General features: G+C 65.9%; 21 protein-coding genes. 16 read left to right on the top strand and 5 right to left on the bottom strand.

Annotated features, from left to right (window positions below):
• Positions 1-45: 45 nt before the first annotated feature.
• The 7 genes from CKO23_RS09490 to CKO23_RS09460 all read left to right on the top strand — a co-directional run bounded on the left by CKO23_RS09490 (position 46) and on the right by CKO23_RS09460 (position 6,820).
• Positions 46-1,485, top strand: a complete 1,440-nt coding sequence (locus tag CKO23_RS09490) for an MFS transporter (RefSeq protein ID WP_200330395.1) — start codon at positions 46-48, stop codon at positions 1,483-1,485.
• Between the two features lie 76 nt (positions 1,486-1,561).
• The gene (gene ssb / locus CKO23_RS09485) at positions 1,562-2,071 is read left to right on the top strand and encodes a single-stranded DNA-binding protein (RefSeq protein WP_200330393.1); all 510 of its coding nucleotides are present in this window, start codon (positions 1,562-1,564) and stop codon (positions 2,069-2,071) included.
• 22 nt (positions 2,072-2,093) lie between these two features.
• Entirely contained in the window at positions 2,094-3,155 is a 1,062-nt protein-coding gene (rfbB, locus tag CKO23_RS09480; protein WP_200330391.1) for a dTDP-glucose 4,6-dehydratase, read from the top strand.
• Between the two features lie 15 nt (positions 3,156-3,170).
• The gene (gene rfbA, locus CKO23_RS09475; protein ID WP_200330389.1) at positions 3,171-4,052 is read left to right on the top strand and encodes a glucose-1-phosphate thymidylyltransferase RfbA; all 882 of its coding nucleotides are present in this window, start codon (positions 3,171-3,173) and stop codon (positions 4,050-4,052) included.
• Positions 4,049-4,615: a dTDP-4-dehydrorhamnose 3,5-epimerase gene (gene rfbC, locus CKO23_RS09470; protein ID WP_200330387.1), complete on the top strand. Its 567-nt coding sequence runs from the start codon at positions 4,049-4,051 to the stop codon at positions 4,613-4,615. Before rfbA ends, rfbC begins: the two co-directional genes overlap by 4 nt.
• The gene (gene rfbD, locus CKO23_RS09465) at positions 4,612-5,526 is read left to right on the top strand and encodes a dTDP-4-dehydrorhamnose reductase (RefSeq protein ID WP_200330385.1); all 915 of its coding nucleotides are present in this window, start codon (positions 4,612-4,614) and stop codon (positions 5,524-5,526) included. Before rfbC ends, rfbD begins: the two co-directional genes overlap by 4 nt.
• Before the next feature lie 661 nt (positions 5,527-6,187).
• Positions 6,188-6,820 carry a VPLPA-CTERM sorting domain-containing protein gene (locus CKO23_RS09460; protein ID WP_207168490.1) on the top strand — a complete coding sequence of 211 codons (633 nt, stop codon included), beginning with the start codon at positions 6,188-6,190 and terminating at the stop codon, positions 6,818-6,820.
• 63 nt (positions 6,821-6,883) lie between these two features.
• On the opposite strand, the gene lon is transcribed toward CKO23_RS09460, so the two are convergent.
• Positions 6,884-9,295 carry an endopeptidase La gene (gene lon / locus CKO23_RS09455; RefSeq protein WP_200330381.1) on the bottom strand — a complete coding sequence of 804 codons (2,412 nt, stop codon included), beginning with the start codon at positions 9,293-9,295 and terminating at the stop codon, positions 6,884-6,886.
• Positions 9,296-9,433: 138 nt separating this feature from the next.
• Positions 9,434-10,228 (bottom strand): 16S rRNA (adenine(1518)-N(6)/adenine(1519)-N(6))-dimethyltransferase RsmA, encoded by a 795-nt coding sequence (rsmA, locus tag CKO23_RS09450; protein WP_200330379.1) that lies wholly within the window; start codon positions 10,226-10,228, stop codon positions 9,434-9,436.
• A gap of 269 nt (positions 10,229-10,497) precedes the next feature.
• Between rsmA and CKO23_RS09445 the strand changes: the two genes are divergently transcribed.
• The 7 genes from CKO23_RS09445 to CKO23_RS09415 all read left to right on the top strand — a co-directional run bounded on the left by CKO23_RS09445 (position 10,498) and on the right by CKO23_RS09415 (position 17,503).
• Positions 10,498-11,076, top strand: a complete 579-nt coding sequence (locus CKO23_RS09445; protein ID WP_200330377.1) for a TerD family protein — start codon at positions 10,498-10,500, stop codon at positions 11,074-11,076.
• Positions 11,077-11,148: 72 nt separating this feature from the next.
• Positions 11,149-11,787: a vWA domain-containing protein gene (locus CKO23_RS09440; RefSeq protein WP_200330375.1), complete on the top strand. Its 639-nt coding sequence runs from the start codon at positions 11,149-11,151 to the stop codon at positions 11,785-11,787.
• 10 nt (positions 11,788-11,797) lie between these two features.
• Positions 11,798-12,439: a TerD family protein gene (locus tag CKO23_RS09435; protein WP_200330373.1), complete on the top strand. Its 642-nt coding sequence runs from the start codon at positions 11,798-11,800 to the stop codon at positions 12,437-12,439.
• Between the two features lie 67 nt (positions 12,440-12,506).
• Positions 12,507-13,148, top strand: a complete 642-nt coding sequence (locus CKO23_RS09430; protein ID WP_200330371.1) for a vWA domain-containing protein — start codon at positions 12,507-12,509, stop codon at positions 13,146-13,148.
• Positions 13,149-13,230: 82 nt separating this feature from the next.
• On the top strand, positions 13,231-14,283 hold the full coding sequence (locus CKO23_RS09425) for a TerY-C metal binding domain-containing protein (protein ID WP_200330369.1): 1,053 nt from the start codon (positions 13,231-13,233) through the stop codon (positions 14,281-14,283).
• A 5-nt stretch (positions 14,284-14,288) separates the two neighbouring features.
• Positions 14,289-15,935, top strand: a complete 1,647-nt coding sequence (locus tag CKO23_RS09420) for a PP2C family serine/threonine-protein phosphatase (protein ID WP_200330367.1) — start codon at positions 14,289-14,291, stop codon at positions 15,933-15,935.
• 68 nt (positions 15,936-16,003) lie between these two features.
• Positions 16,004-17,503, top strand: coding sequence for a helix-hairpin-helix domain-containing protein (locus CKO23_RS09415; RefSeq protein WP_200330365.1), 1,500 nt, complete (start codon positions 16,004-16,006; stop codon positions 17,501-17,503).
• 37 nt (positions 17,504-17,540) lie between these two features.
• Here the strand turns inward: CKO23_RS09415 and CKO23_RS09410 are convergent, their stop codons facing one another.
• Positions 17,541-17,897 carry a nucleotide pyrophosphohydrolase gene (locus CKO23_RS09410; protein WP_200330363.1) on the bottom strand — a complete coding sequence of 119 codons (357 nt, stop codon included), beginning with the start codon at positions 17,895-17,897 and terminating at the stop codon, positions 17,541-17,543.
• A complete protein-coding gene (argH, locus tag CKO23_RS09405; RefSeq protein WP_200330361.1) occupies positions 17,887-19,302 on the bottom strand; it encodes an argininosuccinate lyase in 1,416 nt (471 codons plus the stop codon). The genes CKO23_RS09410 and argH overlap by 11 nt, the downstream gene beginning before the upstream one ends.
• 532 nt (positions 19,303-19,834) lie before the next feature.
• On the opposite strand from argH, the gene CKO23_RS09400 reads away from it, so the two are divergent.
• On the top strand, positions 19,835-20,602 hold the full coding sequence (locus CKO23_RS09400) for a LytR/AlgR family response regulator transcription factor (RefSeq protein ID WP_200330359.1): 768 nt from the start codon (positions 19,835-19,837) through the stop codon (positions 20,600-20,602).
• A 254-nt stretch (positions 20,603-20,856) separates the two neighbouring features.
• Positions 20,857-22,710 carry a cation:proton antiporter gene (locus CKO23_RS09395; protein WP_200330357.1) on the top strand — a complete coding sequence of 618 codons (1,854 nt, stop codon included), beginning with the start codon at positions 20,857-20,859 and terminating at the stop codon, positions 22,708-22,710.
• Here CKO23_RS09395 and CKO23_RS09390 read toward each other — a convergent pair.
• Positions 22,677-23,543 carry a CPBP family intramembrane glutamic endopeptidase gene (locus tag CKO23_RS09390; protein WP_200330355.1) on the bottom strand — a complete coding sequence of 289 codons (867 nt, stop codon included), beginning with the start codon at positions 23,541-23,543 and terminating at the stop codon, positions 22,677-22,679. The genes CKO23_RS09395 and CKO23_RS09390 overlap by 34 nt on opposite strands.
• Positions 23,544-23,706 lie beyond the last annotated feature (163 nt).

Genomic DNA, 23,706 nt, shown 5'->3' with positions numbered 1-23,706 from the left:
CGCGAGAAGAGTGGGCGCTGCTGCCGCTCGGGCCAAGCTGCTATTATGCGAAGCTTCGCCTTCAAGACGCAAAGGCCGTTGGCCGTGACACAGACAGACAGACCCCAGCCAGAGATTCCCCGCATTCCGCTGCTGCCGAGCGAGCGCCGTGCCGCGGCCGGGCTCGCGGTCATCTTCTCCACGCGCATGCTCGGGCTCTTCATGGTGCTTCCGGTGCTTGCGATCTATGCGCACAATTTGCCCGGATCGACCCCCATTCTGGTCGGTCTGGCCATCGGTGCTTACGGACTCACGCAGGCCTTGTTCCAGATTCCGCTTGGACTCCTGTCCGATCGCATTGGACGCAAGCCGGTCATCTACGGCGGGCTGGTGCTCTTCATGCTCGGGAGCTGCGTCGCAGCCATGGCGGACAGCATCCAGGGGGTCATTCTCGGTCGCGTGCTGCAGGGCAGCGGGGCGATCGCGGCCGCCATCATCGCCTTGACAGCCGATCTAACGCGCGACGAGGTGCGCACCAAAGGGATGGCCGCGATCGGCATCAGCGTCGCGCTCTCCTTCGCCGCGGCACTGGTGCTCGGGCCGGCCCTGTCCCGCTGGATCGGCATCTCGGGCATCTTCTGGCTGACCGGGCTGCTGGCGGTCATCGGCATGCTGGTGCTGGCCTATGTGGTGCCGGACCCCGAGCGCTCGCGGATCCACCGCGATGCCCAGCCGGTGATGAGTCAGCTATCCGGCGTGGTGCGGAATCCGACCCTGCTGCGGCTCGATCTGGCGATCTTCATGCTGCATCTGACCATGGTCAGCCTCTTCGTGGTGCTGCCGCTGTCCATCCAGGATGCCGGGCTGCCGCTGGCCGATCACTGGATCATCTATCTACCGGCCGTGCTGCTGGCCATCGTCGCCATGGTGCCTTTCATCATCATGGCGGAGCGCCTTGGCAAGGTGCGGGAAGTCCTCACCGGGTCGGTGCTCGTGCTGGGTCTGTCCATGCTGGGCTTCTTCGCGCTGAACAGTTCGCTGTGGGGCGTCGGGATCCTGCTCATCGTCGTCTTCACGATCTTCAATCTGCTTGAGGCCGTGCTGCCTTCGCTGGTCTCCAAGGCCGCGAAGGCCGGCGCCAAGGGAACCGCGATGGGCGTGTTCTCAAGCTCGCAGTTCGTCGGGGCCTTTCTGGGCGGACTCCTGGGCGGCGTGGCGCATGAGAGTTTCGGCGCCGATGCGGTCTATCTGGTCGGGGCCTTGACTTGCGCGGTCTGGGTTGGGCTCGTGATGACGATGACCATCCCCGAGAACCTGACGCGGCATGTGCTCTCCCTGGGGGACGCGCCGGAGGGCGACGTCTACGGGCTGGAGCAGCGTCTGCTTGCGGTGCCCGGCGTCAAGGAGGCGGTGATCGCGATCGATGAAGGCGTGGCCTACCTCAAAGTGGACAGTCGTCAGCTCGATTGGGCAAGATTGCAGACCTTTTCTTCGGCCAATGCCTGACAGGAAGTGCGGCGCGGCTAGCGTTTTTTCAGTGAGCGATTGATCGTCCCAGCATGGCGTGGGGCGGGAGGAAGATATGGCGGGAGTGAACAAGGTGATTCTGATCGGCAATCTCGGGGCCGATCCCGAAGTGCGTTACATGCCGAGCGGCGATGCGGTGGCCAATATCCGAATCGCGACCAGTGAGACCTGGAAGGATCGCAACACCGGCGAGAAGCAGGAGCGCACGGAGTGGCACAACGTCGTCTTCTTCGGGAAGATCGCGGAGATCGTCAAGCAGTACCTGCGTAAGGGCTCCAAGATCTACGTCGAGGGCAAGCTGCGCACGCGCAAGTGGCAGACCCAGGACGGCCAGGACCGCTACAGCACGGAAGTGGTCGTCGACATCAATGGCACCATGCAGATGCTCGACAGCCGCCAGGGCGGCGGCATGGGGTCTTCAGTGCCCTTCGATGACGCACCTGCTCCGCAGTCCCGCGGCGGCGGTCAGCGTCCGGCGCCCAGCGGCGGCGTCAATGAGGCTCCACCGGCGCAGTCGGGCGGCTTCGGCGGGTCTGCCGATTTCGACGACGATATTCCCTTCTGAGACAAGGATCCTCGAGGACGCGATGCGCACCTTACTCGTCACTGGCGGCGCCGGCTTCATCGGCGGCAACTTCGTCCATTACGTCCTGGACGCCGCCGATGTCCGCGTGGTCAACCTGGATCTCCTGACCTACGCCGGCAACCTGGACACCCTGGCCGATCTGCGGGACAACCCGCGTCATGTCTTCGTCCAGGGAGACATCGCCGACCGCGCGCTGGTGAGCCAGTTGCTCGCCGAGCATGAGGTCGATGCCGTCGTCAACTTCGCCGCCGAGAGTCATGTCGACCGCTCGATCGACGGGCCAGGTGAGTTCATTCAGACCAATGTGGTCGGGACCTTCAACCTGCTCGACTGCGCCCGTGAGCATTGGGCAAAGCGCTCGGGCGGCGCGCGGGATCGCTTTCGCTTCCTGCATGTCTCGACCGATGAGGTGTACGGCTCGCTCGGTCCGACCGGACTCTTCACAGAGACCACGGCCTACGCCCCCAACTCCCCGTACTCCGCCTCGAAGGCGGCATCGGATCACCTGGTGCGTGCCTGGTTTCATACCTACGGTCTGCCGGTGGTCACCACGAACTGCTCGAACAACTACGGCCCTTACCAGTTCCCCGAGAAGCTGATCCCGCTGATGATCCTCAAGGCGCAGCGCGGCGAGCCGCTGCCGATTTACGGTGACGGCGGCAACATTCGCGACTGGCTCTACGTCATGGATCACTGCCGGGCCATCTGGCGGGTGCTGGAAGCCGGCGCGCCGGGCGAGGTCTACAACGTCGGCGGCAACAGCGAGCGGACCAACCTTGAGGTCGTGGATACGCTCTGCGCCCTGCTTGACGAGCTGCTGCCCGACGCCTTGCATCGCCCCCACACCGAACTCAAGAGCTTCGTGCCCGATCGACCGGGGCATGATCGACGCTATGCCATCGACGCAACCAAGCTCAAGCGCGAGCTGGGTTGGGAGCCTCGGGAGACCTTCGAGTCGGGGATGCGTCGCACGGTGACTTGGTATCTTGAGAATCCAGCCTGGTGCCAGCGCGTCATGGACGGCAGCTATCTGGGCGAGCGACTGGGCGCGGCAGCGTCCTGAGGGAAGGAGACCGGAATGAATCGAAAAGGCATCATCCTGGCGGGCGGCTCCGGCACGCGGCTCTACCCGCTGACCCGGTCGATCAGCAAGCAGCTGCTCCCGGTCTACGACAAGCCGATGATCTACTATCCGCTGTCCACGCTCATGCTGGCGGGGATTCGCGAGATCCTGATCATCTCGACACCGCAGGATCTGCCGATGTTTCAGTCCTTGCTGGGGGACGGCGCTCAATGGGGCCTGTCCCTGAGCTACGCCGAGCAGCCGCATCCGGGCGGGCTGGCGCAGGCCTTCCTCATCGGCGCGGACTTTGTCGGCGACTCACCCTCCTGTCTCGTCCTGGGCGACAACATCTTCTACGGTCATGGCCTGGTGACGCAGCTCAAGGCCGCGAGTGCGCGCGCGCACGGCGCGACCGTGTTCGGCTATTACGTGTCCGATCCGCAGCGTTACGGCGTCGCGGAATTCGATGCCGCCGGCAAGGTGGTCAGCATTGAGGAGAAGCCCACCGCGCCGAAATCGAACTGGGCAGTGACCGGCATCTATTTTTACGACGGCAAGGCCTGTGAGCTCGCCGAGACGCTCACGCCCTCCCCGCGCGGCGAGCTGGAGATCACCGACCTGAACAATTGCTATCTCCATCGAGGCGAGCTGGTGCTGGAGCGCATCGGTCGCGGCACGGCCTGGCTGGACACCGGGACTCACGAGTCCCTGATGCAGGCCGGCCAGTTCATCGAGACCATCGAGAAACGCCAGGGCCTGAAGATCTGCTGCCCGGAGGAGGTCGCCTTCTTCAATGGCTGGATCGACGAGGCGCAGCTGCGGGCCATGGCGACAGAGCTGCGGAAGAGCGGCTATGGCGACTATCTGCTCGGCCTGCTGCGGCGGGGATCGCTATGAGGGTGATCGAGACCGCGATCCCTGGCGTGCTCATCATCGAGCCCAAGGTCTGGGGCGACGAGCGCGGCTACTTCCTGGAAAGCTTCCGCTCCAGCAGCTACGCCGAGCTGGGCATTCCCCAGCCCATGGTGCAGGACAATCAATCCTTCTCGCGCAAGGGCGTCCTGCGTGGGCTGCACATCCAACATCCGCGCGCGCAGGGTAAGCTGGTGCAGGTTCTGACCGGCGAGGTCTTCGACGTCGCCGTCGACATCCGACGCGGCTCGCCCCACTTCGGACGCTGGGTCGGCGTGACCCTGTCCGGCGAGAATAAGCGCCAGCTCTGGGTCCCGCCAGGCTTCGCGCACGGCTTTCTGGTCACGGCCGAGACCGCCCTCTTCGTCTACAAGAACACCGACTACTACAGCCCGGAGAACGAATTCAGCGTGCGCTGGGACGACCCCGACATCGGCATCGACTGGCCGCTCGACGGCACGCCGGAGCTCTCCCAGAAAGACAGCGGCGCACGCTGCCTCAAAGACATCCCGGTGGAGCGACTCCCCGGCCTCGAGGATTACTCATGAGTCAACGAATGGCGGCCGGCGCCCGGCCACGTCTCTTGCTGATCGGCTCCAACGGCCAGGTGGGCTGGGAGCTGCGCCGCACGCTTGCCTGCCTGGGCGACGTGGTCGCCGCCTCACTGGAGGGCGAATGCGGTCCGGTCATCGACCTCATGAATGCCGATTCGCTCGCCCGTCTGGTCAAGGACACGGAGCCGGACGCCATCATCAACGCGGCCGCCTACACCGCGGTCGACAAGGCGGAAAAGGACCTGGAGACGGCGCGCCGCATCAACGCCGATGCGCTCGGCGAGCTCGGCGCGCTGGCGGCCCAGTCCGGCGTGCCGGTGATCCACTACTCCACGGACTTCGTCTTCTCCGGCACGCTCGGTCGCGCCTACACGGAAAACGACACCCCGGACCCCTTGAACGTCTACGGCGAGACCAAGCTCGGCGGCGAGCGCGCGCTGCTGGAATCCGGCGCCAAGGCGCTCATCTTCCGCACCAGCTGGGTCTATGGCGCGCGCGGCGCCAACTTCCTGCTGACCATGCGGCGGCTCTTTCAGGAGCGCGAAGAGCTGCGGGTGGTCGACGACCAGATCGGCTCGCCGACCTGGAGCCGGATGCTCGCGGAGGTCACCGCGCAGGTGCTCTATCGCGTCATGCGCGGCGATCTCGATCTCGACCAGGTCGGTGGCCTCTATCATCTGACCGGATCGGGTGAAGTCAGCTGGTATGGTTTTGCCCGCGCCATCCTGGAGGCGAGCGGGAGCCCCGCGAAGCTGATCCCGATCCCCTCGTCGGAGTATCAGGCGCCGGCCAAGCGGCCGATGTTCTCGGTGCTCAACAATCGGCGTTTCCAAGAGACCTTCGGCCTGAGCATGCCGGACTGGAGAGTGTCGCTCGCGGACTGTCTTGAAGAGCTCAAGTGCTGATCAGGATCTGAAACCACTGGGGTCTCGCATCCGCGAGCCCCAGAGCTGACCGCTGCCGCTCCGCCGAGCTGGCGGACAGCCAAGCCATCCCCCCAGACCGGGGAAGCCGCCACTCTGGCATATCCGGCGACCCTGACAGCCTGTTGCGGTCGGGTCGCTGAACTCTCGAACAGGATCTACCGACCTTCCGGCGCAATCGGCCACGCGATCGCGCCCACCCGCCGAGATCACTGACCGCCGAGTCCTGGGTCAGGCGCCGCTCGCCTGAGAAGCACTGATCGCCTGAGAAGCACTGAGGCTCTGGCGTGAACGGGTGATCGGCTCCAGGCTGTGACTCTGTCTCTAAAGTGCGACGCCCCCAAGCCAGCTGGAGCCAAGGATTCTTGCTGACCCAGCGCGGCGACCCGCATGCAGAAAGATTGCAATTCGCTGATAAAAATCATTTTTCAGCCGCACGGAGCGTACCCGAGCCGAAAACCCCATCTCCGGCATCAACTTTGCATTAAACTGGCAAACCACCTGCTCATCACCGTCACGCCAAGGCAGGGTCAACCGACCCGGCGGAAGCGGACAACTCCTGGAGAAGCCCATGGCAACGATACGCAACCAATTCCTCAAGAGCGGCCTGGCAGGGCTGCTGTTGCTCGGGATGGGCAACGCCTTGGCGGCGACCATCGATTTCGCGGGGCTCCCGACGAAAACGAGCATCACCAGCATCACCACTGCGGTGACCAACGTCTCGATTTCCGCAACTGGCGGGAAGGGCGAAGCCTGGGTGTTCAACACGAATTCGCCGACCGGCAACGACACCGATTTGGGGGCGCCATTCGACAGAATCGGCACCACTGCAATCGAGTCCTATCGCCCTGGCAATGTGCTCATCATTCAGGACTCGAGAGCGACCGTACCCAACGACTTTGCGGGAGGTGGCATCTTAAGCATCGTCTTCGGCGAAAAGGTGACTCTCGAAAGCCTGAATGTCTTCGACATGAACGCCGGCAGTATCATCAAGCTCTTCGATGAGACTGGCTTGCTCAGGACCGTCTCCTTAGGTAATTCGGAAGATGTCAGTTGCGGCTCGGGTTGCAGGCGGAATCGGTATGAGCATTTGGTGTTCACGGATGCTCGCGTCACTTCCTTCGAGCTCCATCTGGCCGGCTCCGGCGCCATCGGTGACATCCAGTTCTCGGCCGTGCCCATCCCGGCCGCCGTCTGGCTGTTCGGCTCAGCACTCCTCGGACTGGCAGGCGTCGGCTACCGCCGACAAGGGGCTCGCGTCGAGGGATTGGCCTGAGGCTTGCGCGCCCGCCGAGCCTGGCGGTGCGCGGCACGTGACAGAATCTCCCGCGGAGGCCGCTCAGCGCTGAAAGAGCAGCGGCAGCACATCCTCGTAACGCGACGCGAAGTGCACCTTCAGACCCTTGCGGACATGCTCGGGTACTTCGTCGAAATCGCCCCGATTGTCCTCCGGCAGGATGATCTCCTTGATACCGGCGCGCCGCGCGGCGATGAGCTTCTCGCGGATGCCGCCGACCGGGAAGACCTCCCCTGTCAGCGTGATCTCGCCTGTCATGGCGATGCGCCGCACCGGCTCGTTGCGGGCAAGCGAAAGCAGCGCCGAGGTGATGGTGACACCCGCGGACGGGCCATCCTTGGGTGTCGCCCCGGCCGGAACATGGACGTGGATGAATGACTTCTCGAAGAAGGCCGGATCCGCGCCGAACTCGGTCGCGTGACTGACCAGATAACCGTAGGCGATCTCGGCCGATTCCTTCATGACGTCGCCGAGCTGCCCGGTCAGCTTGAAGCCGCGGTTAAAGCTGTGGGTGCGGGCCGCCTCGATCGAGAGCGTGGCGCCGCCCATGGCGGTCCAGGCGAGGCCCGTGACAACGCCAGGGCCCGAGAGCTTGCGCTCGTCGCGGAACACCGGGCTGCCGAGGTAGTCCTTGAGATCGGCGCCGGTCACGGTGATGGGCGTCTCTTCGCCCTCCAGCATGCGCACCGCGATCTTGCGGACGATCTTGCCGAGCTGCTTCTCCAGTCGGCGCACACCGGCATCCCGCGCGTAGCCTTCGATGAGGGCGCGCAGCGTCTTGGTGTCCAGCTTGACCGCCTTCTTGCCGAGCCCCGCCCTGTCGATCTGGCGGGGCAGCAGGTATTTCTTAGCGATCTGCAGCTTCTCTTCGGCGATGTATCCCGACAGCTTGATGACCTCCATGCGGTCGAGCAGCGGTCCGGGAATGCTGTCGAGCTGGTTTGCCGTGCAGACGAAGAGCACCTTCGAGAGGTCGAAGCGCAGATCCAGGTAGTGATCGAGGAAGTCGGCGTTCTGCTCCGGGTCAAGCACTTCGAGCAGGGCCGAGGCCGGATCGCCGTGGTAGGAGGCGCCGATCTTGTCGATCTCGTCGAGCATGAGGACCGGATTGGCGGTGCCGGCATCCTTCATGGACTGCAGGAACTTGCCGGGCATGGCGCCGATATAGGTGCGGCGGTGGCCCTTGATCTCCGCCTCGTCGCGGATGCCGCCCACCGAGAAGCGGTAGAAGCGGCGACCCAGGGCGTCGGCGATCGAGTGACCGATGGAGGTCTTGCCGACACCGGGAGGGCCGACGAGCAGGATGATGGAGCCGGCGATCTCGCCCTTGTGAATGCCGACGGCGAGGAACTCCAGGATGCGCTTCTTGACGTCCTCCAGGCCGTAGTGGTCGCGATCCAGGACGCGGCGGGCGCGCTTGAGATCGAGCTTGTCCTCGGAGTGCTTGCCCCAGGGCAAGAGGGTGATCCAGTCGAGATAGTTGCGCGTCACCGAGTATTCCGGAGACCCCGTCTCCAGGATCCCCATCTTCTCCAGCTCTTCCTCCACCCGCTTGAGCGCCTGCTCGCTCAGGGTCAGCGTCTCGATTCGCGCGCGGAACTTGTCGATCTCGGCGGTGCGGTCGTCCTTGGCGATCCCGAGCTCTTTCTGGATGGCCTTCAGCTGCTCGCGCAAGAAGAACTCGCGCTGCTGCTTGTGCATCTTCTCCTCGACGGTGCGACGGATCTTCTGCTGGGCGCGGGCGAGCTCCAGCTCATTGTTCAGCAGCACCAGCACCTTTTCCATGCGCTGCAGCAGCGGCAGAATCTCCAGGACCTCTTGCAGCTGTTCCTTGGAGGAGGTCGTGAGGCTGGCCGCGAAATCGGCCAGATGCGAGGGATCATCGGGACCGAAGCGATCCAGGAAGACGCGTAGCTCCTCGACATAGAGGGGATTGAGCGGCAGCAGCTCCTTGATGGTATTGATGACCGCCATGGCATAGGCCTTGACGCCGCTGTCGGGCGAGGCGTCGGGCTCCGGCAGGTAGGAGACGCACGCGCGGAAAGGCACCGCCTTGCTGACCCAGCTGCTGAGGCGGAAACGCTGCAGACATTCCACCAGAACTTGGAGGTGGCCGTCCTGCTGGTGGATGCGATGCACGCGACAGGCGGTGCCGATCGGATAGAAGTTCTCGGTCGTCGCCTCTTCGGAGGTCTCGCTATCGACCAGGATGACACCCAGGATCTTGTGATCGGTCTCCGCGACCGCTTTCATCGTTGACGCCCAGTGCTCGGCGTCCATCATGAGGGGCACGGCCTGGCCTGGAAAGAACGGGCGGGACGCGACGGGCAGGATGTGGATATCCGTGGGCAGTACGTCGTTCGCCCGGGCGAGCTGGATCAGTTCGCCCTCCTCGCGCGCGTTCTCTTCGCCCGCATTCTCGCTTTCGTTCTCCACTCGATCCTCATCCGTCATGCTAAGCCTCGCTCTAACAACCTCAGAGTCAATGTTGAATGAGTGCGGCGATGGAACCAATCGCCGCCGGGTCGAGTCCGCGGGTCGCGTCCCCCTGGCGATGGGCGCGGCATGCGACTCGGGGTCAAGGCCGCCGATTCAGATCGCGACCGTGTTTCTGCACGCCAGATTCGCCAGGCGGGCGAAGGCGGAGACATCGAGAGTTTCCGCGCGCAGCGAAGGATCGATGCCGGCCTCCTCGAACAACGGCAAGTCGATGAGCCCGGACAGACTGTTGCGCAGCGTCTTGCGGCGCTGCCCGAATGCCGCCGCAACGATGCGGGCGTGCATGCCAGGGCTCAGGATCTCATGGGGAAGCGGTCGCAGGGGCCTCAGCCGCATGAAGGCGGATTCGACCTTGGGGGCTGGCGTGAAGGCGCCGGGGCCGATCCGAAACAGACGTTGGGCATCGCAAAAGGTTTGGATCATGACCGAGAGTCGGCCATAGATCTTGTCTCCAGGGTCGGCGACGATGCGGTCGACCACCTCTCGCTGCAGCATCAGGTGCAGGTCGAGGAGACAGTCGGCCTGATCGATGAAGTGAAACAGCAGCGGGGTGGAGATATTGTAAGGCAGGTTGCCGACCAGCCTGAGTCCGCCCCCATCGCTCGCAAGCGCCTTGAAATCGAAGCGCAAGGCGTCGGCGTTGTGGATGCGCAGATCGCCGAGCGCGCCGAGACGCGCTTGCAGCGGACCGACGAGGTCGCGATCGAGCTCGATGACATCCAGCGTCCCCAATGCGCGCAGCAGGCCTTCGGTGATCGCGCCCTGCCCAGGACCGATCTCGACCAGGCGTTGGCCGGGTTGCGGGGCGATCGCCGAGTGGATGCGCTCGATGACCGCGGGGTCGCGCAGGAAGTTCTGGCCGAAACGTTTGCGGGGTTGATGCTCCATCCCGCTAGGGTACTCGAAAGCCTGATATCGGCCACCTGTTTTGGGCTGGAGCGGCACCAGACTGGCAGCGCTGGTTGGCGGCGATTGACGATCCCGTCACAGTTGCGAGCGTCGGGATCGGCGAGCATGTGACCATTTTTCGGGTCGTGTCACCATCGGGAGCTGATGCTGGGCGGTTGATGCCGGGCGTCTGAAGGCCGCGGCGGAACTGCGCACCTGGGGCACGCGTGACTGCCGGCCACCGGCAGGCATCCATCAGGAGACTGAACATGGCTGTGAACCTCATCAAAGGGGGCAATCTCTCCCTCTCCAAGACCGCGCCGAGCCTCACGCGCATCCTCGTCGGGCTCGGCTGGGAGGCCAGGGCGACCGAGGGCAGTGATTTCGATCTGGACGCCAGCGCCTTTCTGCTCGGAGAGAACGCCAAGGTGCGCCGCGACGAGGATTTCATCTTCTACAATCAGCTCACGTCCTTGTGCGGCTCCGTCGAGCACACCGGGGACAATCTCACCGGCGCGGGCGAGGGTGACGACGAGGCGCTGAAGATCGACCTTGAGAAGGTCCCGGAGTCCATCAAGCGCATCGTCGTGTGCGTCACCATTCACGATGCGGAGATTCGCAGGCAGAATTTCGGGCAGGTATCGGGCGCCTTCATGCGCATCGCCAATCTCGACGACGATCACGAGATCGCCCGCTTCGACCTGACGGAGGACTACAGCACGGAGACTGCCATGATCTTCGGCGAGGTGTATCGGCACCGCGACGAATGGAAGTTCAAGGCCGTCGGCCAAGGCTTCGCCGGCGGGCTTGAAGCGCTCTGCCACCAGTTCGGCGTCGTCGTCGCCTGAGACGCCGGCCAAGACACTCCGAGAGACAAGACACTCCGAGAGCCAACACACTCCGAGAGAAGGGAGACACCCATGAGAAGGTTGCCCGTCTATCTGCTGCTCGATACCTCCGGCTCCATGACCGGCGAGCCCATCGAGGCGGTGAAGAACGGCGTTCAGATCCTCGTCTCGACCCTGCGCCAGGATCCCTATGCGCTCGAGACCGCGTTCCTGTCCGTCATCACCTTCGATAGCACCGCGCGGCAGGTCGTGCCGCTGACCGAGCTTGCCAGCTTTCAGGCGCCGTCGCTCAACGCCACCGGCGTCACGGCCCTGGGAGAGGCGCTGGGACTGCTCGCCGAGCGCATCGACGCCGAGGTCGCGCGGACCACCGCCGACGCCAAGGGCGACTGGAAGCCGCTCGTCTTCATCATGACCGACGGCGCGCCGACGGATGACTGGCGCCAGGGGCTCGACAGGCTCAAGCAGGCGCGCACCGGCATCATCGTCGCCTGCGCCGCCGGCCAAGGCGTCGACACGGCCGTGCTGAAGCAGATCACCGAGGTCGTCGTCGCCCTCGACACGGCGGACGCCAGCACCATCAAGGCCTTCTTCAAGTGGGTCTCGGCCTCCGTCTCCACCGGGAGTCAGAAGGTCGATCAGGGGCAGAAGGAGGTGACGGGTCTGAGCGACCTGCCGCCGCCACCGCCCGAAGTCAACGTGGTTCTCTGAGGGCAGACGCATGGGTATCTCACTGAAGAAGGGACAGGGCGTCAGCCTCAAGAAGAGCGAGCACGATCTCTCCATGGTGACCATCGGCCTCGGCTGGGACATCAACGACGCCAAGAAGGGCCTGCTCGGCGGGCTCATGGGCAAGAAGGAGGCGGACTACGACCTCGACGTCGTCGCCTTCCTCTGCGGCGCCAACGGCAAGGTGCGGGACCTGGGGCGGGACGAGAAAGGCCAGGCGACGCTGGTGAACAGCGACGTCATCTTCTTCAACAACCAGCGCCATCGCTCCGGCTGCATCTGGCTGACGGGCGACAACCGCACCGGCTCGGGCAACGGCGACGACGAACAGATCATCGTCAAGCTCAACGACCTGCCGGAGGCCTATGCCAAGGTCGTCTTCGTGGTGCAGATCTACCAGGGCGCGCAGAACGGACAGAGCTTCGGCCAGGTCCGCAATGCCTTCATCCGCGCGGAAGATGCCAAGGGGCGCGAAATGGCCCGTTTCGACCTGTCCGGCGGGGCGCAGTACGAGGATTGCCGCTCGCTGCTCTTCGCCGAACTCGAGCGCGAGGCCGGCGGCTGGGCGCTCAAGGCCATCGGCGCGCCCTCGCCATCGGACTCCTTCGTGGAATGGCTCAAGCGCTACGCTTGAGGCTAGTGCGTCCCTCCTCGGCTACCTGGAGGCGACGGTCGACCACTCCCCAACGACGAGGAGCAGCATGAGCGCCCGCAGACTTCCCGTTTACATCCTGCTCGACACGTCCGGCTCCATGCGTGGCGAGCCCATCCACTCGGTCAACGTCGGCATGCAGGCGATGCTCAGTGCCCTGCGCCAGGATCCCTATGCGCTTGAGAGCGTCCACCTCTGCATCATCACCTTCGACATCCAGGCGCGCGAATACCTTCCGCTGACGCCCCTGGACGCGGTGAAGCTCGCTGAGATCCAGGTGCCCGAGGCGGGCGCGACCTTCCTCGGCGCCGCCCTGGAACTGCTCATCCAGTGCGTCGACCGGGACCTGCGCAAGAGCACGCCGGACGCCAAGGGCGACTGGCGCCCGCTGCTCTTCGTCATGACGGACGGCAGCCCCTCGGACCTGCACGCCTATCGTCAGGCCATCCCGGAGATCGGCAAGCGCGGCTTCGGCGCCATCGTCGCCTGTGCCGCCGGCCCCAAGGCCAAGCAGGAGATGCTGCGCGAACTCACCGACCGCGTCGTCACCCTGGACACCATGGATTCGGCGGCCTTCTCGGGCTTCTTCAAATGGGTCTCGGCGAGCGTCGCCGTCGGATCGAGCAGCGCTGGCGTGGCCGGCTCGGTCTCCCTGCCGCCGCCGCCCCCGGAGGTCCAGCTCGTCCTCTGATCACGCGGATCCGACACCGAGGATCGGCCGACGGCATCGCCGCCATTCGCCCGAGTCCCGCCACCAGAAAAGGAGTGAGCGCATGCGCAGGCTACCCGTGTTCTTCGTCCTCGACTGCTCCGAGTCGATGGTCGGCGAGAACCTTCAGAAGATGGAGGATGGACTCCAGGCCGTGATTCGCGCCCTGCGCACCGACCCCCATGCGCTCGAGACCGTCTACGTCTCCGTCATTGCCTTCGCCGGGCTGGCCCAGACCATCGTCCCGCTCGTCGAGGTGGTCTCCTTCTACCCCCCGCGCCTGCCGCTCGGTGGCGGGACGCGGCTCGGGGCGGCCCTGGACACGCTCATGGCGACCATCGACAGCGCCGTGATCCGCTCGACGCCGGACCGCAAGGGCGACTGGAAGCCCATCGTCTATCTCTTCACCGACGGCCGACCGACCGATGATCCCGGCCCCGCCATCGAGCGCTGGAACGCCCAGTACGCGAAGCGCGCGACCCTCATCGCCGTGGGTCTCGGCCGGGAGACGGATTTCAGCGTACTCAAACGCCTGACCGAGCAGGTGATCCTCTTCGAGGAGTCGCAGCCACGGGACTTCCAGACCTTCGTCAACTGGATCAGCGCCTCGGTGGTTGCCCAGAGCCGCAGTCTCGGGGAAACGGGAGAGGCGCCCGCGCTGCCAACCCTGGACGAACGTGTCATGCGAATCGTCAAGGAGCCGCCCTCGAATCAGGTGGACGCATCCTGCGTCACCCTCACGGGCCGCTGCCAAAAGACGCGTAAGCCCTACATCATGAAGTACGAGCACGAGCTGCAGGACCTCGGCACCCAGGAATTCAGCCTGCAGGTGCCGCTCTTCCGACTCAGCGGCTGCTACCCGCTCGACGAGTCCTATTTCGATTGGTCCGACGGTGTCGCGCTGGAGGCCAAGGTCAGCACCTCGGAGCTGCTCGGCTCGCCCGGCTGCCCGCACTGCGGAGCCGCCACGGCCTTCGCGATGTGCCGCTGCGGAAAGCTCATGTGTGTCAATGGTCCAGGAGAGGTGATCTGCCCATGGTGCGAAGAACGGGTGGCCTTCGCCCCGGGTCCCTCGCCGGACGAGGGCGGGTTCGACGTCGGACGCGGTCGAGGCTGATCGGGATGGCCAGGTTGCGCCGCAGGCCGACACCGGAAGAGCGCGCCAAGCTCGCGCCGTACCTGGAGGCTTTGGTGCGGCGTCTGTTCGAGCCCGGCGATCAGTGCTTCTTCGAGCGTCCCCAGGTGTCCCCCGAGCGGCTGGAGGCATTCCTGACATCCGATGAGGTGTTGGAGGCCACCTTCGACTATGTCGAAGAGCTCGTCGCCTTATGGCAGACGCGGCGATACGGCAAGCCGATCAGGGTCATGGCGCGCAAGCCGGGCGCCGGCCCGATCGTCGAGAAGGCCGTGATGCCGGACTTCTCGGACGAGGCGGGTGCCCAACCGAAGACCCCGGAATCGCCCCGAGCCGAGGCGGCCCCGCCGCCTTTCACCAACAGCGAGGCGTCAGCGATGCCCAAGACCGATCCAGCCGAGCATCCGGCCGCCTTGCGGCCAGGACAGATCCCTCCCGCGGCGGCTGACCGCACGCCGCCCGAGGTGACGGCATCCTTCGCGCTTGCGAACGCCAAGGCGGGCGTCGCCTACGACCAGAAGATCCAGGGCCACGACGCCCAGGGGAGACCCGTCCGGGTGCTGGAGATGCGCATCCCGAACGCGCTCGGGCTGACCTTCGATGCCGAGAGCGGCGAGCTGCGGGGCACCCCGGCCGTGGATGGGGATCACCGGATCCCGCTGCGCTGGACGCTGGACGGCGCCAGCGTCTATTCGGGCGACTGCCTGCTCATCGTCAACCCGGACCCCAAGAGCCTCTGGAAGGTCATCGAGCCGCCGGATGACGCGCCCTACCCCAAGTCGCATGTGGATGCGACGCTGCTCTCAGGCGAGGGTCTCAAGATCGCCGCCGCCAGCCGGCGCGGGCGCTCTCACGAGCATGCCGGCAGTTTCCGCGACGACGACTTCTACGTCCGTCACGACCCTGAGACCGGCTGGAGCCTGATGCTGGTCGCGGACGGCGCCGGCAGCGCGCGCTTCTCGCGCCAAGGTTCCAGGATCGCCGTCGCGGCGGCTGGCGAACATCTGCTCGCGAGCCTGACGGGCGATTTCGGCGAGCGGATGACGGCGGCCCTCAATGGCTGGGACGCCGATCCCGCCAACACCGGCCAGGCCATGGGCGGGGAGTTCCACTACCTCTTCCACAAGGCGGGCCAGCTCGCGGTCCAGGCGATCGAGCAGGAGGCCCAAGCCCAGGGCGCGGCGGCGCGGGACTATGCGACCACCCTGCTGGCCGCGGCGGTCAAGCGGCAGGCGGGGGCGACCTTTCTCGCGACCTTCTGGATGGGTGACGGCGCCATCGCCGCCTATGGGCCGCGCGGCAAGGTGCGCCTCATGGGGACACCGGACGGCGGCGAGTTCGCCGGTCAGACGCGCTTTCTGGACCGCGCCGCGCTCTCCGATCAGGGCTTCGCCAAACGCATCGGGATTGGCCGCTACCTGGATCTCAGCGCAGTCCTGCTGATGACGGACGGCGTCTCCGATCCGCGCTTCGAGACCGACAACGGGCTGAACGATCCGACCAAGTGGGACAGCCTCTGGGACGAGATCGCACCGCGGCTCGAAACGCCGGATCCGGCGCAGCGACTGGCGGATTGGCTGGATTTCTTCTCGCCGGGACACCATGACGACCGCACCATCGCACTGTTATGGTGAAGGGCCGATGCTGAGATGGCCTTCCCTTCCCATGTCCCGGACGCCGGATTGATGCGCAGGAGTCGCCGATGACGCGAGTCGTCACTTGCAGGACCCTGGATGGCCAGGTGGTCGAGTTCGTCGATGAGGTCATCGGCTCGGGCGCGATGAAGGAGGTGCACTTCTCGCCCGACCGTTCCTACGTCGTGGCCTTCTACAAGACCGCGCAGGACTTCCAGGCCAAGGAGCGCCTGCAGATGATCGCCGGCAAGTACCGCGAGAGCATCTTCGATCAGGTCGGTGGGGACTACTGGCAGAACCTCTTCTGCTGGCCGACGGCGGTGCTGGAGCACGAAGGCCGGCTCGGGCTGGTGGCGCCGACCTATCCGCGTCACTTCTTCTTCGAGCACGGCTCGAAGAACGGCGACATGCTCGGCATCAAGGGCAAGGAGAAGGAGGGCAAGTGGTTCGCCGCCGCCAATCTGCGCAACCGCTTCGTCGATCCGCGCGAGCTGGGCACCTGGCTCAATCACCTCAAGGTCTGTCTGCTCCTCGCCCGCGCCGTGCGCCGCATGCACATGGCCGGCCTGGCGCATTCCGACCTCTCGTACAAGAACGTGCTGGTGGACCCCTCGCAGGGGCTCGCCTGCGTCATCGACGTCGACGGCCTGGTGGTCCCCGGCAAGTACCCGCCGGACGTCGTGGGGACGCCCGACTTCATCGCCCCGGAGGTCGTCAGCACCAGCCACCTGGCGAAGGACGACCCCAATCGTCGCCTGCCCAGACGCGAGACCGACCTCCATGCGCTCAGCGTCCTCATCTACATGTATCTGCTCTACCGACACCCGCTGCGTGGCGCCAAGGTGCATGACCTGGATGACGAGCAGCGTGACGAGCTGTTGTCCATGGGCGAGAAGGCGCTCTTCGTCGAGCACCCGACGGACACCAGCAACCGGATCCGGGTCGCCAACGTCAAACCGACCGAACTCCCCTGGGCGGACACCGGCAAGCTCCCGTTCGCCATCACGGGCCCCTATCTCTCCCAGCTTTTCCTGCAGGCGTTCGTCGCCGGGCTGCATGATCCGTCCCTGCGGCCTTCGGCCAATGACTGGGAGACCGCGCTGGTCAAGACGGTCGACCTCATCCAGCCCTGCCTCAATCCCAAGTGCGCGCAGAAGTGGTACGTCTTCGACAACTCGACCAAGCCCGTCTGCCCCTTCTGCGGAACCCCCTTCCGGGGCAAGCTCCCGGTCCTCAACCTCTACTCATCCCGCAAAGAGGGGCAGTACAGACCGGACAACCACCGCCTCATGGTCTGGACCGGGCAGTCGCTCTTCCTCTGGCACGCCAACAACCTCATCGCCCCCAACGAAAAGCTCGGCGAGGCGCAGAAGAAGCGGATCGGCTATTTCGTCTTCCACCAGAACGCCTGGTGGCTGGTCAACGAGAACCTGCCCGATCTGATGGACGTCTCGACCAGGACGGCGATCCCCATCGGCGGCCAGCTCGAACTCAAGGACGGCCAGCAGATCCTGCTCGCCAAGGGCGATGGCGGGCGGCTGGTCGTCGTTCAGATGGTCGATGCCTGAGATCCTTTCCGGGAGACACCAGGACGGCCGCGCGGACTCAGTCCGGATACTCACTCGCCCGGCGCGCGTCGCCGCGCACCTTCTCGGCCGGATAGCGCTGCTCGTTGATGGCGATCTTCTCCTCGGCCGCGGCGATGAGGTCGATGTCGAGCCGCTCGGAGAGCCGAAGCAGGTAGCTGAGGATGTCCGCCAGCTCGTGGGCGACCTCGCGCTTCTTAGCATCATCGAGGGCGGCGCTTTGGGCCTCGCTCAGCCACTGGAAGTGCTCCAGCAGCTCGCCGGCCTCGCCGGCCAGGGCCATGGCGAGGTTCTTGGGGGAATGGAACTGCTCCCAGTCGCGCTCGCGCGCGAAACGCAGCAGCCGCGCGTTGAGCTGGGCGAGGCTATCGGACATCGTCATGCGCCTCCGCGCTCAGGCGCTCGCGCGCGCGCTCGATGGCGGCACGCACCTGCGCCGGTGCCGTCCCGCCGATGTGATCGCGGGCCGCGACCGAGCCCTCCAACGTCAGCACGGCGAAGACGTCCTCGCCGATCGCCGCGGAGAACGACCGCAGCTCCGCGAGCGTCAGCTCCGACAGATCACGTCCCTCACGCACCCCAAGGGCGACGGCTTTGCCGACGACCTCATGGGCGTCGCGGAAGGGGATGCCCTTGCGCACCAGGTAATCCGCCAGATCGGTGGCGGTGCTGAAGCCTTGCTTGGCGGCGGCACGCATGCGCGCGTGGTTGCAGGTGACATTCCCCATCATGTCCGCATAGACCTTGAGCGAGCCCTTGAGGTTGTCGACGGTGTCGAAGAGCGGCTCCTTGTCTTCCTGGTTGTCCTTGTTGTACGCCAACGGCTGGGACTTCATGAGCGTCAGCAGCCCCATCAAATGGCCGAAGATGCGCCCGCTCTTGCCGCGCACCAGCTCGGGCACGTCCGGATTCTTCTTCTGCGGCATGATGGAGGAGCCGGTGCAGAAGCTGTCCGAGAGCTCGACGAAGCCGAATTGGGCCGACGACCAAAGGATCAGCTCTTCGGAGAACCGCGACAGGTGCATCATGAGGATGGCCGCGTCGGCGGTGAATTCGATCGCGAAGTCACGGTCCGAGACGGCGTCCAGCGAGTTCTCGGCCGGACGGTCGAAGCCCAGAAGTTCGGCGGTGTAGTGGCGGTCGATCGGATAGGTGGTCCCGGCCAGCGCCGCCGCGCCGAGCGGCATCACGTTCATGCGTCGGCGGCAATCGGCCAGGCGCGCGCGGTCGCGCTCGAGCATCTCCAGCCAGGCCAGCATGTGGTGCCCGAAGGTGATTGGCTGGGCGACCTGCAGATGGGTGAAGCCGGGCAGGATGGTCTCGGCCTCGCGCTCGGCCAGGTCGAGCAACGCCTGCTGCAGCCGCCGGATCTCGCCACGGATGCCGTCGATCTCATCGCGCAGCCAGAGGCGCACGTCCGTGGCGACCTGATCGTTGCGCGAACGCCCGGTGTGCAGCTTCTTGCCCGCCTCACCGATATCCGCCGTCAGCGCGGATTCCAGGTTCATGTGCACATCTTCCAACGGGATCGACCAGGCGAATTCGCCCGCCTCGATGCGCGCCCTCACGGCCTCGAGCCCTTGCACGATGGCAGCGCGCTCGGCCTCGGTCAGGATGCCCTGGCGGGCGAGCATGGTGGCATGCGCGATCGAGCCCTGGATGTCATAGCGGTAGAGGCGTTGGTCGAAATCGACCGAGGCGGTGAAGGCCTCGACGAAGGCGTCGGTCGGCGCGTTGAAGCGGCCAGCCCAGGGCTTGGCGGAGGAGGTGGTCTCGTGCATCGAAAGGTCCGGCGGATGTCAAAGGCGCAATTCTACACAGCGGGGCCACCGGTCTCGATCAGAGTTGCGGCGCGCAGAGGGCGGCGCGCCGCCATCGGCAAGCGGCGCGCAGCCGCCACCCAAGCGCCTCAGCCACGTTCGGTGCAAAGACCAGAGGTGCACGGTCTTTGCAGTGCATCGGCAAAACCTGGGATGCAAATCTCATCCGCTTGTTTTGGCAAACCTTATAGTGAGGACGTCGCGAATGCGGGTGAGCGGATACGAACGAGAAATGGCAGTTCGTGACACTCGTTGACAACGCCTGACCGACAGCACCGGTTGCCTGGCGCAGGTCGCCCAGCGACCGCGCCCGAGACCCGCGGGAGCTGTGCTCGCGTTCTCACCTGTGTCGTGCACCGAGAGAAAAGGATCAGACGGGGTTCTACGCCATGCCCATTCCAAGCCGACGTGACGTCCATGACATCGGGCGACGCCCGATCCATCCATGCCCGCTCTGGTGCATGCTCCTTCATCCATGGAAGCGGGGATCACGATGAGGATTCTGCTTGTTGACGACGAATTCCCGACACGGGAATGCCTGCGGCGGCTGCTCGCCGATACGGACGGCGGCCACGAACTCGCGGGCGAGGCGTCGGACGTCTGGGAAGCCATCGAGCACTGCCGGACGGAGCCGATCGATCTCGTGCTGCTGGACAGCCAGATTTCGGGCATGTCCGGCGCCGAAGCCGCGCGGCAGCTGGCCACGCTCGAACGGCCGCCGACCGTCGTCTTTCTCACCGCCAACGGCGAGTCGAGCCCGGCCATGGTTGAGCGCCGGGTCGCCGGCAGCCTCTTGAAACCCATCCGCAGAGAGCGGTTGCAGGAAATCCTGCGTCTCGCGCGCATCCTGAGCGCTTCAGGGGACGATAGGCATGACGGCGCGGTGGATGCCACGCTCAAGGCCACGCGTCGCAGCAAGGTCAGCGCCCGCTATCGCGGCAAGGTGTGCACGGTGGCGATTCCCGACATCATCTACCTGCAGGCGGATCAGAAGTATGTGAATGTCCGCCACCTGGGCGGCGAACTCCTGGTCGACGATTCGCTGCGTTCCTTCGAGCAGGAGTTCCCCGATCTCTTCCTGCGCATCCATCGCAATGCGCTGGTCGCCCGCGCGCGCCTGTCCGGGCTGAACAGGCAGCCGGACGGCTCGATCCTGGCCGAACTCCTGGATTGCGAAGAGCGCCTGCCCGTCAGTCGCCGTCACCTCGCGGAGGTCCGCCGCTGGCTCCAGCAGCGCGACGATCGCAGACGCCTCTGTTGAGTCCTCGCGGCCAAGACAGACCGCAAGACAAAGACCCGAGCGGCGTTCATCCGAGACCCTGACAGACCCCGCTCTCGCCCCGAGCGGGCGCCCCTTGCCCCGCCAGCGCCGAGGCCCGGCCTCACGCAGGCACCGGGATCCGCGAACAGCGAGACCGCGCAGACAGCTCGGGTGTCTTCGCGCCGCGGCACTGGGTAAGATGCACGCCCGCGCACCCCCGCGCATCATCGGCCATCGCCCAGATCCGGAGCACCATGCCCCACCTGACCGAGACACTCGCCCTCATCGCCGCGCTCGGCATCGCCGCGCAGTGGCTGGGCTGGCGCCTGAAGATCCCCACCATCGTCCTGCTGGTCGCCTTCGGCATCCTCATCGGCCCGGTCTTCGGGCTGATTCGCCCAAGCGAGGCGCTCGGCCCGGCCTACCCGTCCCTGATCTCGCTCGGCGTCGCCGTCATCCTCTTCGAGGGCGGGCTGAGTTTGCGCTGGCACGAACTCAAGCAGACGGCGACGGGGGTCAAGCGCCTGATCAGCCTCGGCGTGGTGTTCAGCCTGGGGCTTGGCACCCTGGCCGCGCACTGGATCGGCGCGCTCTCCTGGCCGGTCGCGCTCATCTTCGCCGCCATCGCGGTCGTCACCGGGCCGACCGTCATCCTGCCGCTGCTGCGCCAGGCGCGACTGCGCCGCCGCCCGGCGTCCTTCCTCAAATGGGAGGGCATCGTCAACGACCCCACGGGCGCACTGCTCGCCGTGCTGCTCTACGAATACTTCGTCTCGCCAGGCGCCCCGGACATCAGCCACACGCTGGTGGAGTTGGCCTTGGGCCTGGTCAGCGCGGGCCTGCTCGGCGGGCTCGGCGGCTGGCTGCTGGGCCGCGCCTACCTGGCCGGCCAGGTGCCCGAGTATCTCAAGGGCCCCGTCGCCCTCGGCGCCGCGCTGGCCGCGTTCGGGCTCGCCAACCTGGTCATGGACGAGGCGGGACTGGTCGCGGCGACGGCGCTCGGCGTCGTGCTCGGCAACATGGGGCTGCCGAGCATCGAGGAGGTGCGTCGCTTCAAGGAGTCGGTCGCCATGCTCCTGGTCGCGGGCCTCTTCCTCCTGCTCACGGCGGATCTGGATCCCGACATCCTGCGCGCGCTCGACTGGCACAGTGCGCTGCTCATCCTGGCGATGCTGGTGCTGGTGCGCCCGCTCACCATCGGTCTCGCGACCATGGGCGCGGGCATGAGCTGGCAAGAGCGCGTGCTCATCGGCTGGATCGCGCCGCGCGGGATCGTCGCCGCCGCGGTGGCCGGCGTGCTCGGCCCCGGGCTCGTGGCGCGCGGCTATGCGGATGGCGATCTGCTGCTACCGCTCGTCTTCGCCCTCATCCTCACCACGGTGCTGCTTCACGGGTTCAGTCTCGGCTGGCTCGCCCGCAAGCTCGACCTCAGCGCCTCGCCGCGTCAGGGCTTGCTGATCAGCGGCGCCAATCCCTGGAGCACCGGGCTGGCTCAGGCCGTGCACGCGTACAAGGTGCCCGTCCTCATCACGGACCGCGCCTGGCACCGCCTGCGCCGCGCCCGCCACGCCGGCCTGCCGGTGTACTTCGGCGAGCTGCTCTCCGAGCACGCCGAGAGCGAGCTGGAGCTGAGCGACTATGGCAGCCTGCTGGCGCTCAGCAGCAACGATGCCTACAACTCCCTGGTGTGCGCCCAATACACGCCGGCCTTCGACCGCTGGCACGTCTATCAGCTCGCGACCGAGCCCTCGCATGCCAGCCGCAAGCCCGGTGCCAGCCTGCGCGGGCGCATCTTTCTCAGCGCGGAGGTGCAGTACGAAGACCTCCAACGCGGCTGGTATCGCGGCTGGACCTTCCAGGCGACCTCCATCACCAAGGAGTTCGGTGTCGAGCAGCTCCTTGAGATGCTGCCGGAAGGCGCCCTGCCCGTCCTCGTCATCAGCAAGGATGCCGGCGTGCGTCTGCTCGCGGCCGACGCGGGGATCAAGGCGGAGGCTGGTGATCGCGTCCTCTGGTTTGGCGCCAAGCTCGAGCGCCTCAAGACCAATGGCGAGACCCCTGAGACGCGTCCCGATCAGCCCGAGCGCCTGCCCGACAGCCGCCAGTAGGCCAGCGCCAGCAGCCCGATCCAGGCGGCGGCGAGCCATCCGATGGTGCCGTCGTAGTCGCCCGCCAGAAAGGCCAGCGCCGAGCCCTCGTTGCCGTCCGTGACCTTGCGCCCGACCTGGATCACCAGGACCCACCCGGCATGCAGTCCGATGCACCAGCCGAGGTGCCCGGTGCGCTCGCGCACCAGCGCCAGGAAGACGCCCACCAGGACGAGCGCGACCAAGGAATCCAGATGACGCCACTGGAAGAGATCCGCCAGGGCATGGGCGAGCATCCAGAGGGCGCCGGTCCAGTCGAACGCCATGCCCGCCGGCAGCGCGCCCGGCTTCATGAAATGCACCGCCGCGTAGAGCAAGGCGCTCCACACGACCGCGGATCGCATCCCCTCTACTCGGCGAATCGCCGAGTAGAGCGCGCCACGGAAAAAGGTCTCTTCCAGCAGACCCACGACGAGACCGCCGACCAGTGCCTGCAGCGTCTTCCCCAAAATGCTCGACCAAGCCGGTGGCGTCGGATCCGGCACGCGGATCTCCAGCGCCAGCAAAACGGCGAGCAAGACGGACAGGATGATCACACCCGCCACCCAGCCCCCGCCGATGCACCGCCAGAGCGTCCCAGCCGGCAAGCCGAAACCGATCGAGCTTCGGTCAGCGACCCGCAAGGCCAGGAGCAGCGGCCAGAGACCGATGAGCATGAAGGCCTGGGCGAGCCGGCTCACCACCCGATGCGGTTCCAGATCGAGCCAGCCCGTCTCCATCAAGGGGACGGAGGCGAGTGCCGCAAGGCTCAAGCAGGCGAGGAGGTAGAGAAAAACGAGGGCGGTGACACGCATCGAAGAGGAGATCGGCTGAGAGCATGCGGGCATTCTCGCGAGAAGTGCCGCTGCCTGCAAAGGCACGTCCCGGCTGACCGGCTCGCCGGATCGGCTCCAGGTGTCCCCTGACGGGGAGGAGGTCGGAGTGTCGCTGCCCAAGGGCGACTTGTAGAATCGGACG

It is taken from the genome of Thiocystis violacea (assembly GCF_016583565.1).
GTDB classification, from domain to species: domain Bacteria; phylum Pseudomonadota; class Gammaproteobacteria; order Chromatiales; family Chromatiaceae; genus Thiorhodococcus; species Thiorhodococcus violaceus_A.
Note: the sequence above shows the minus strand (reverse complement) of the source record. Positions and strands in the feature narration are given on the sequence as shown.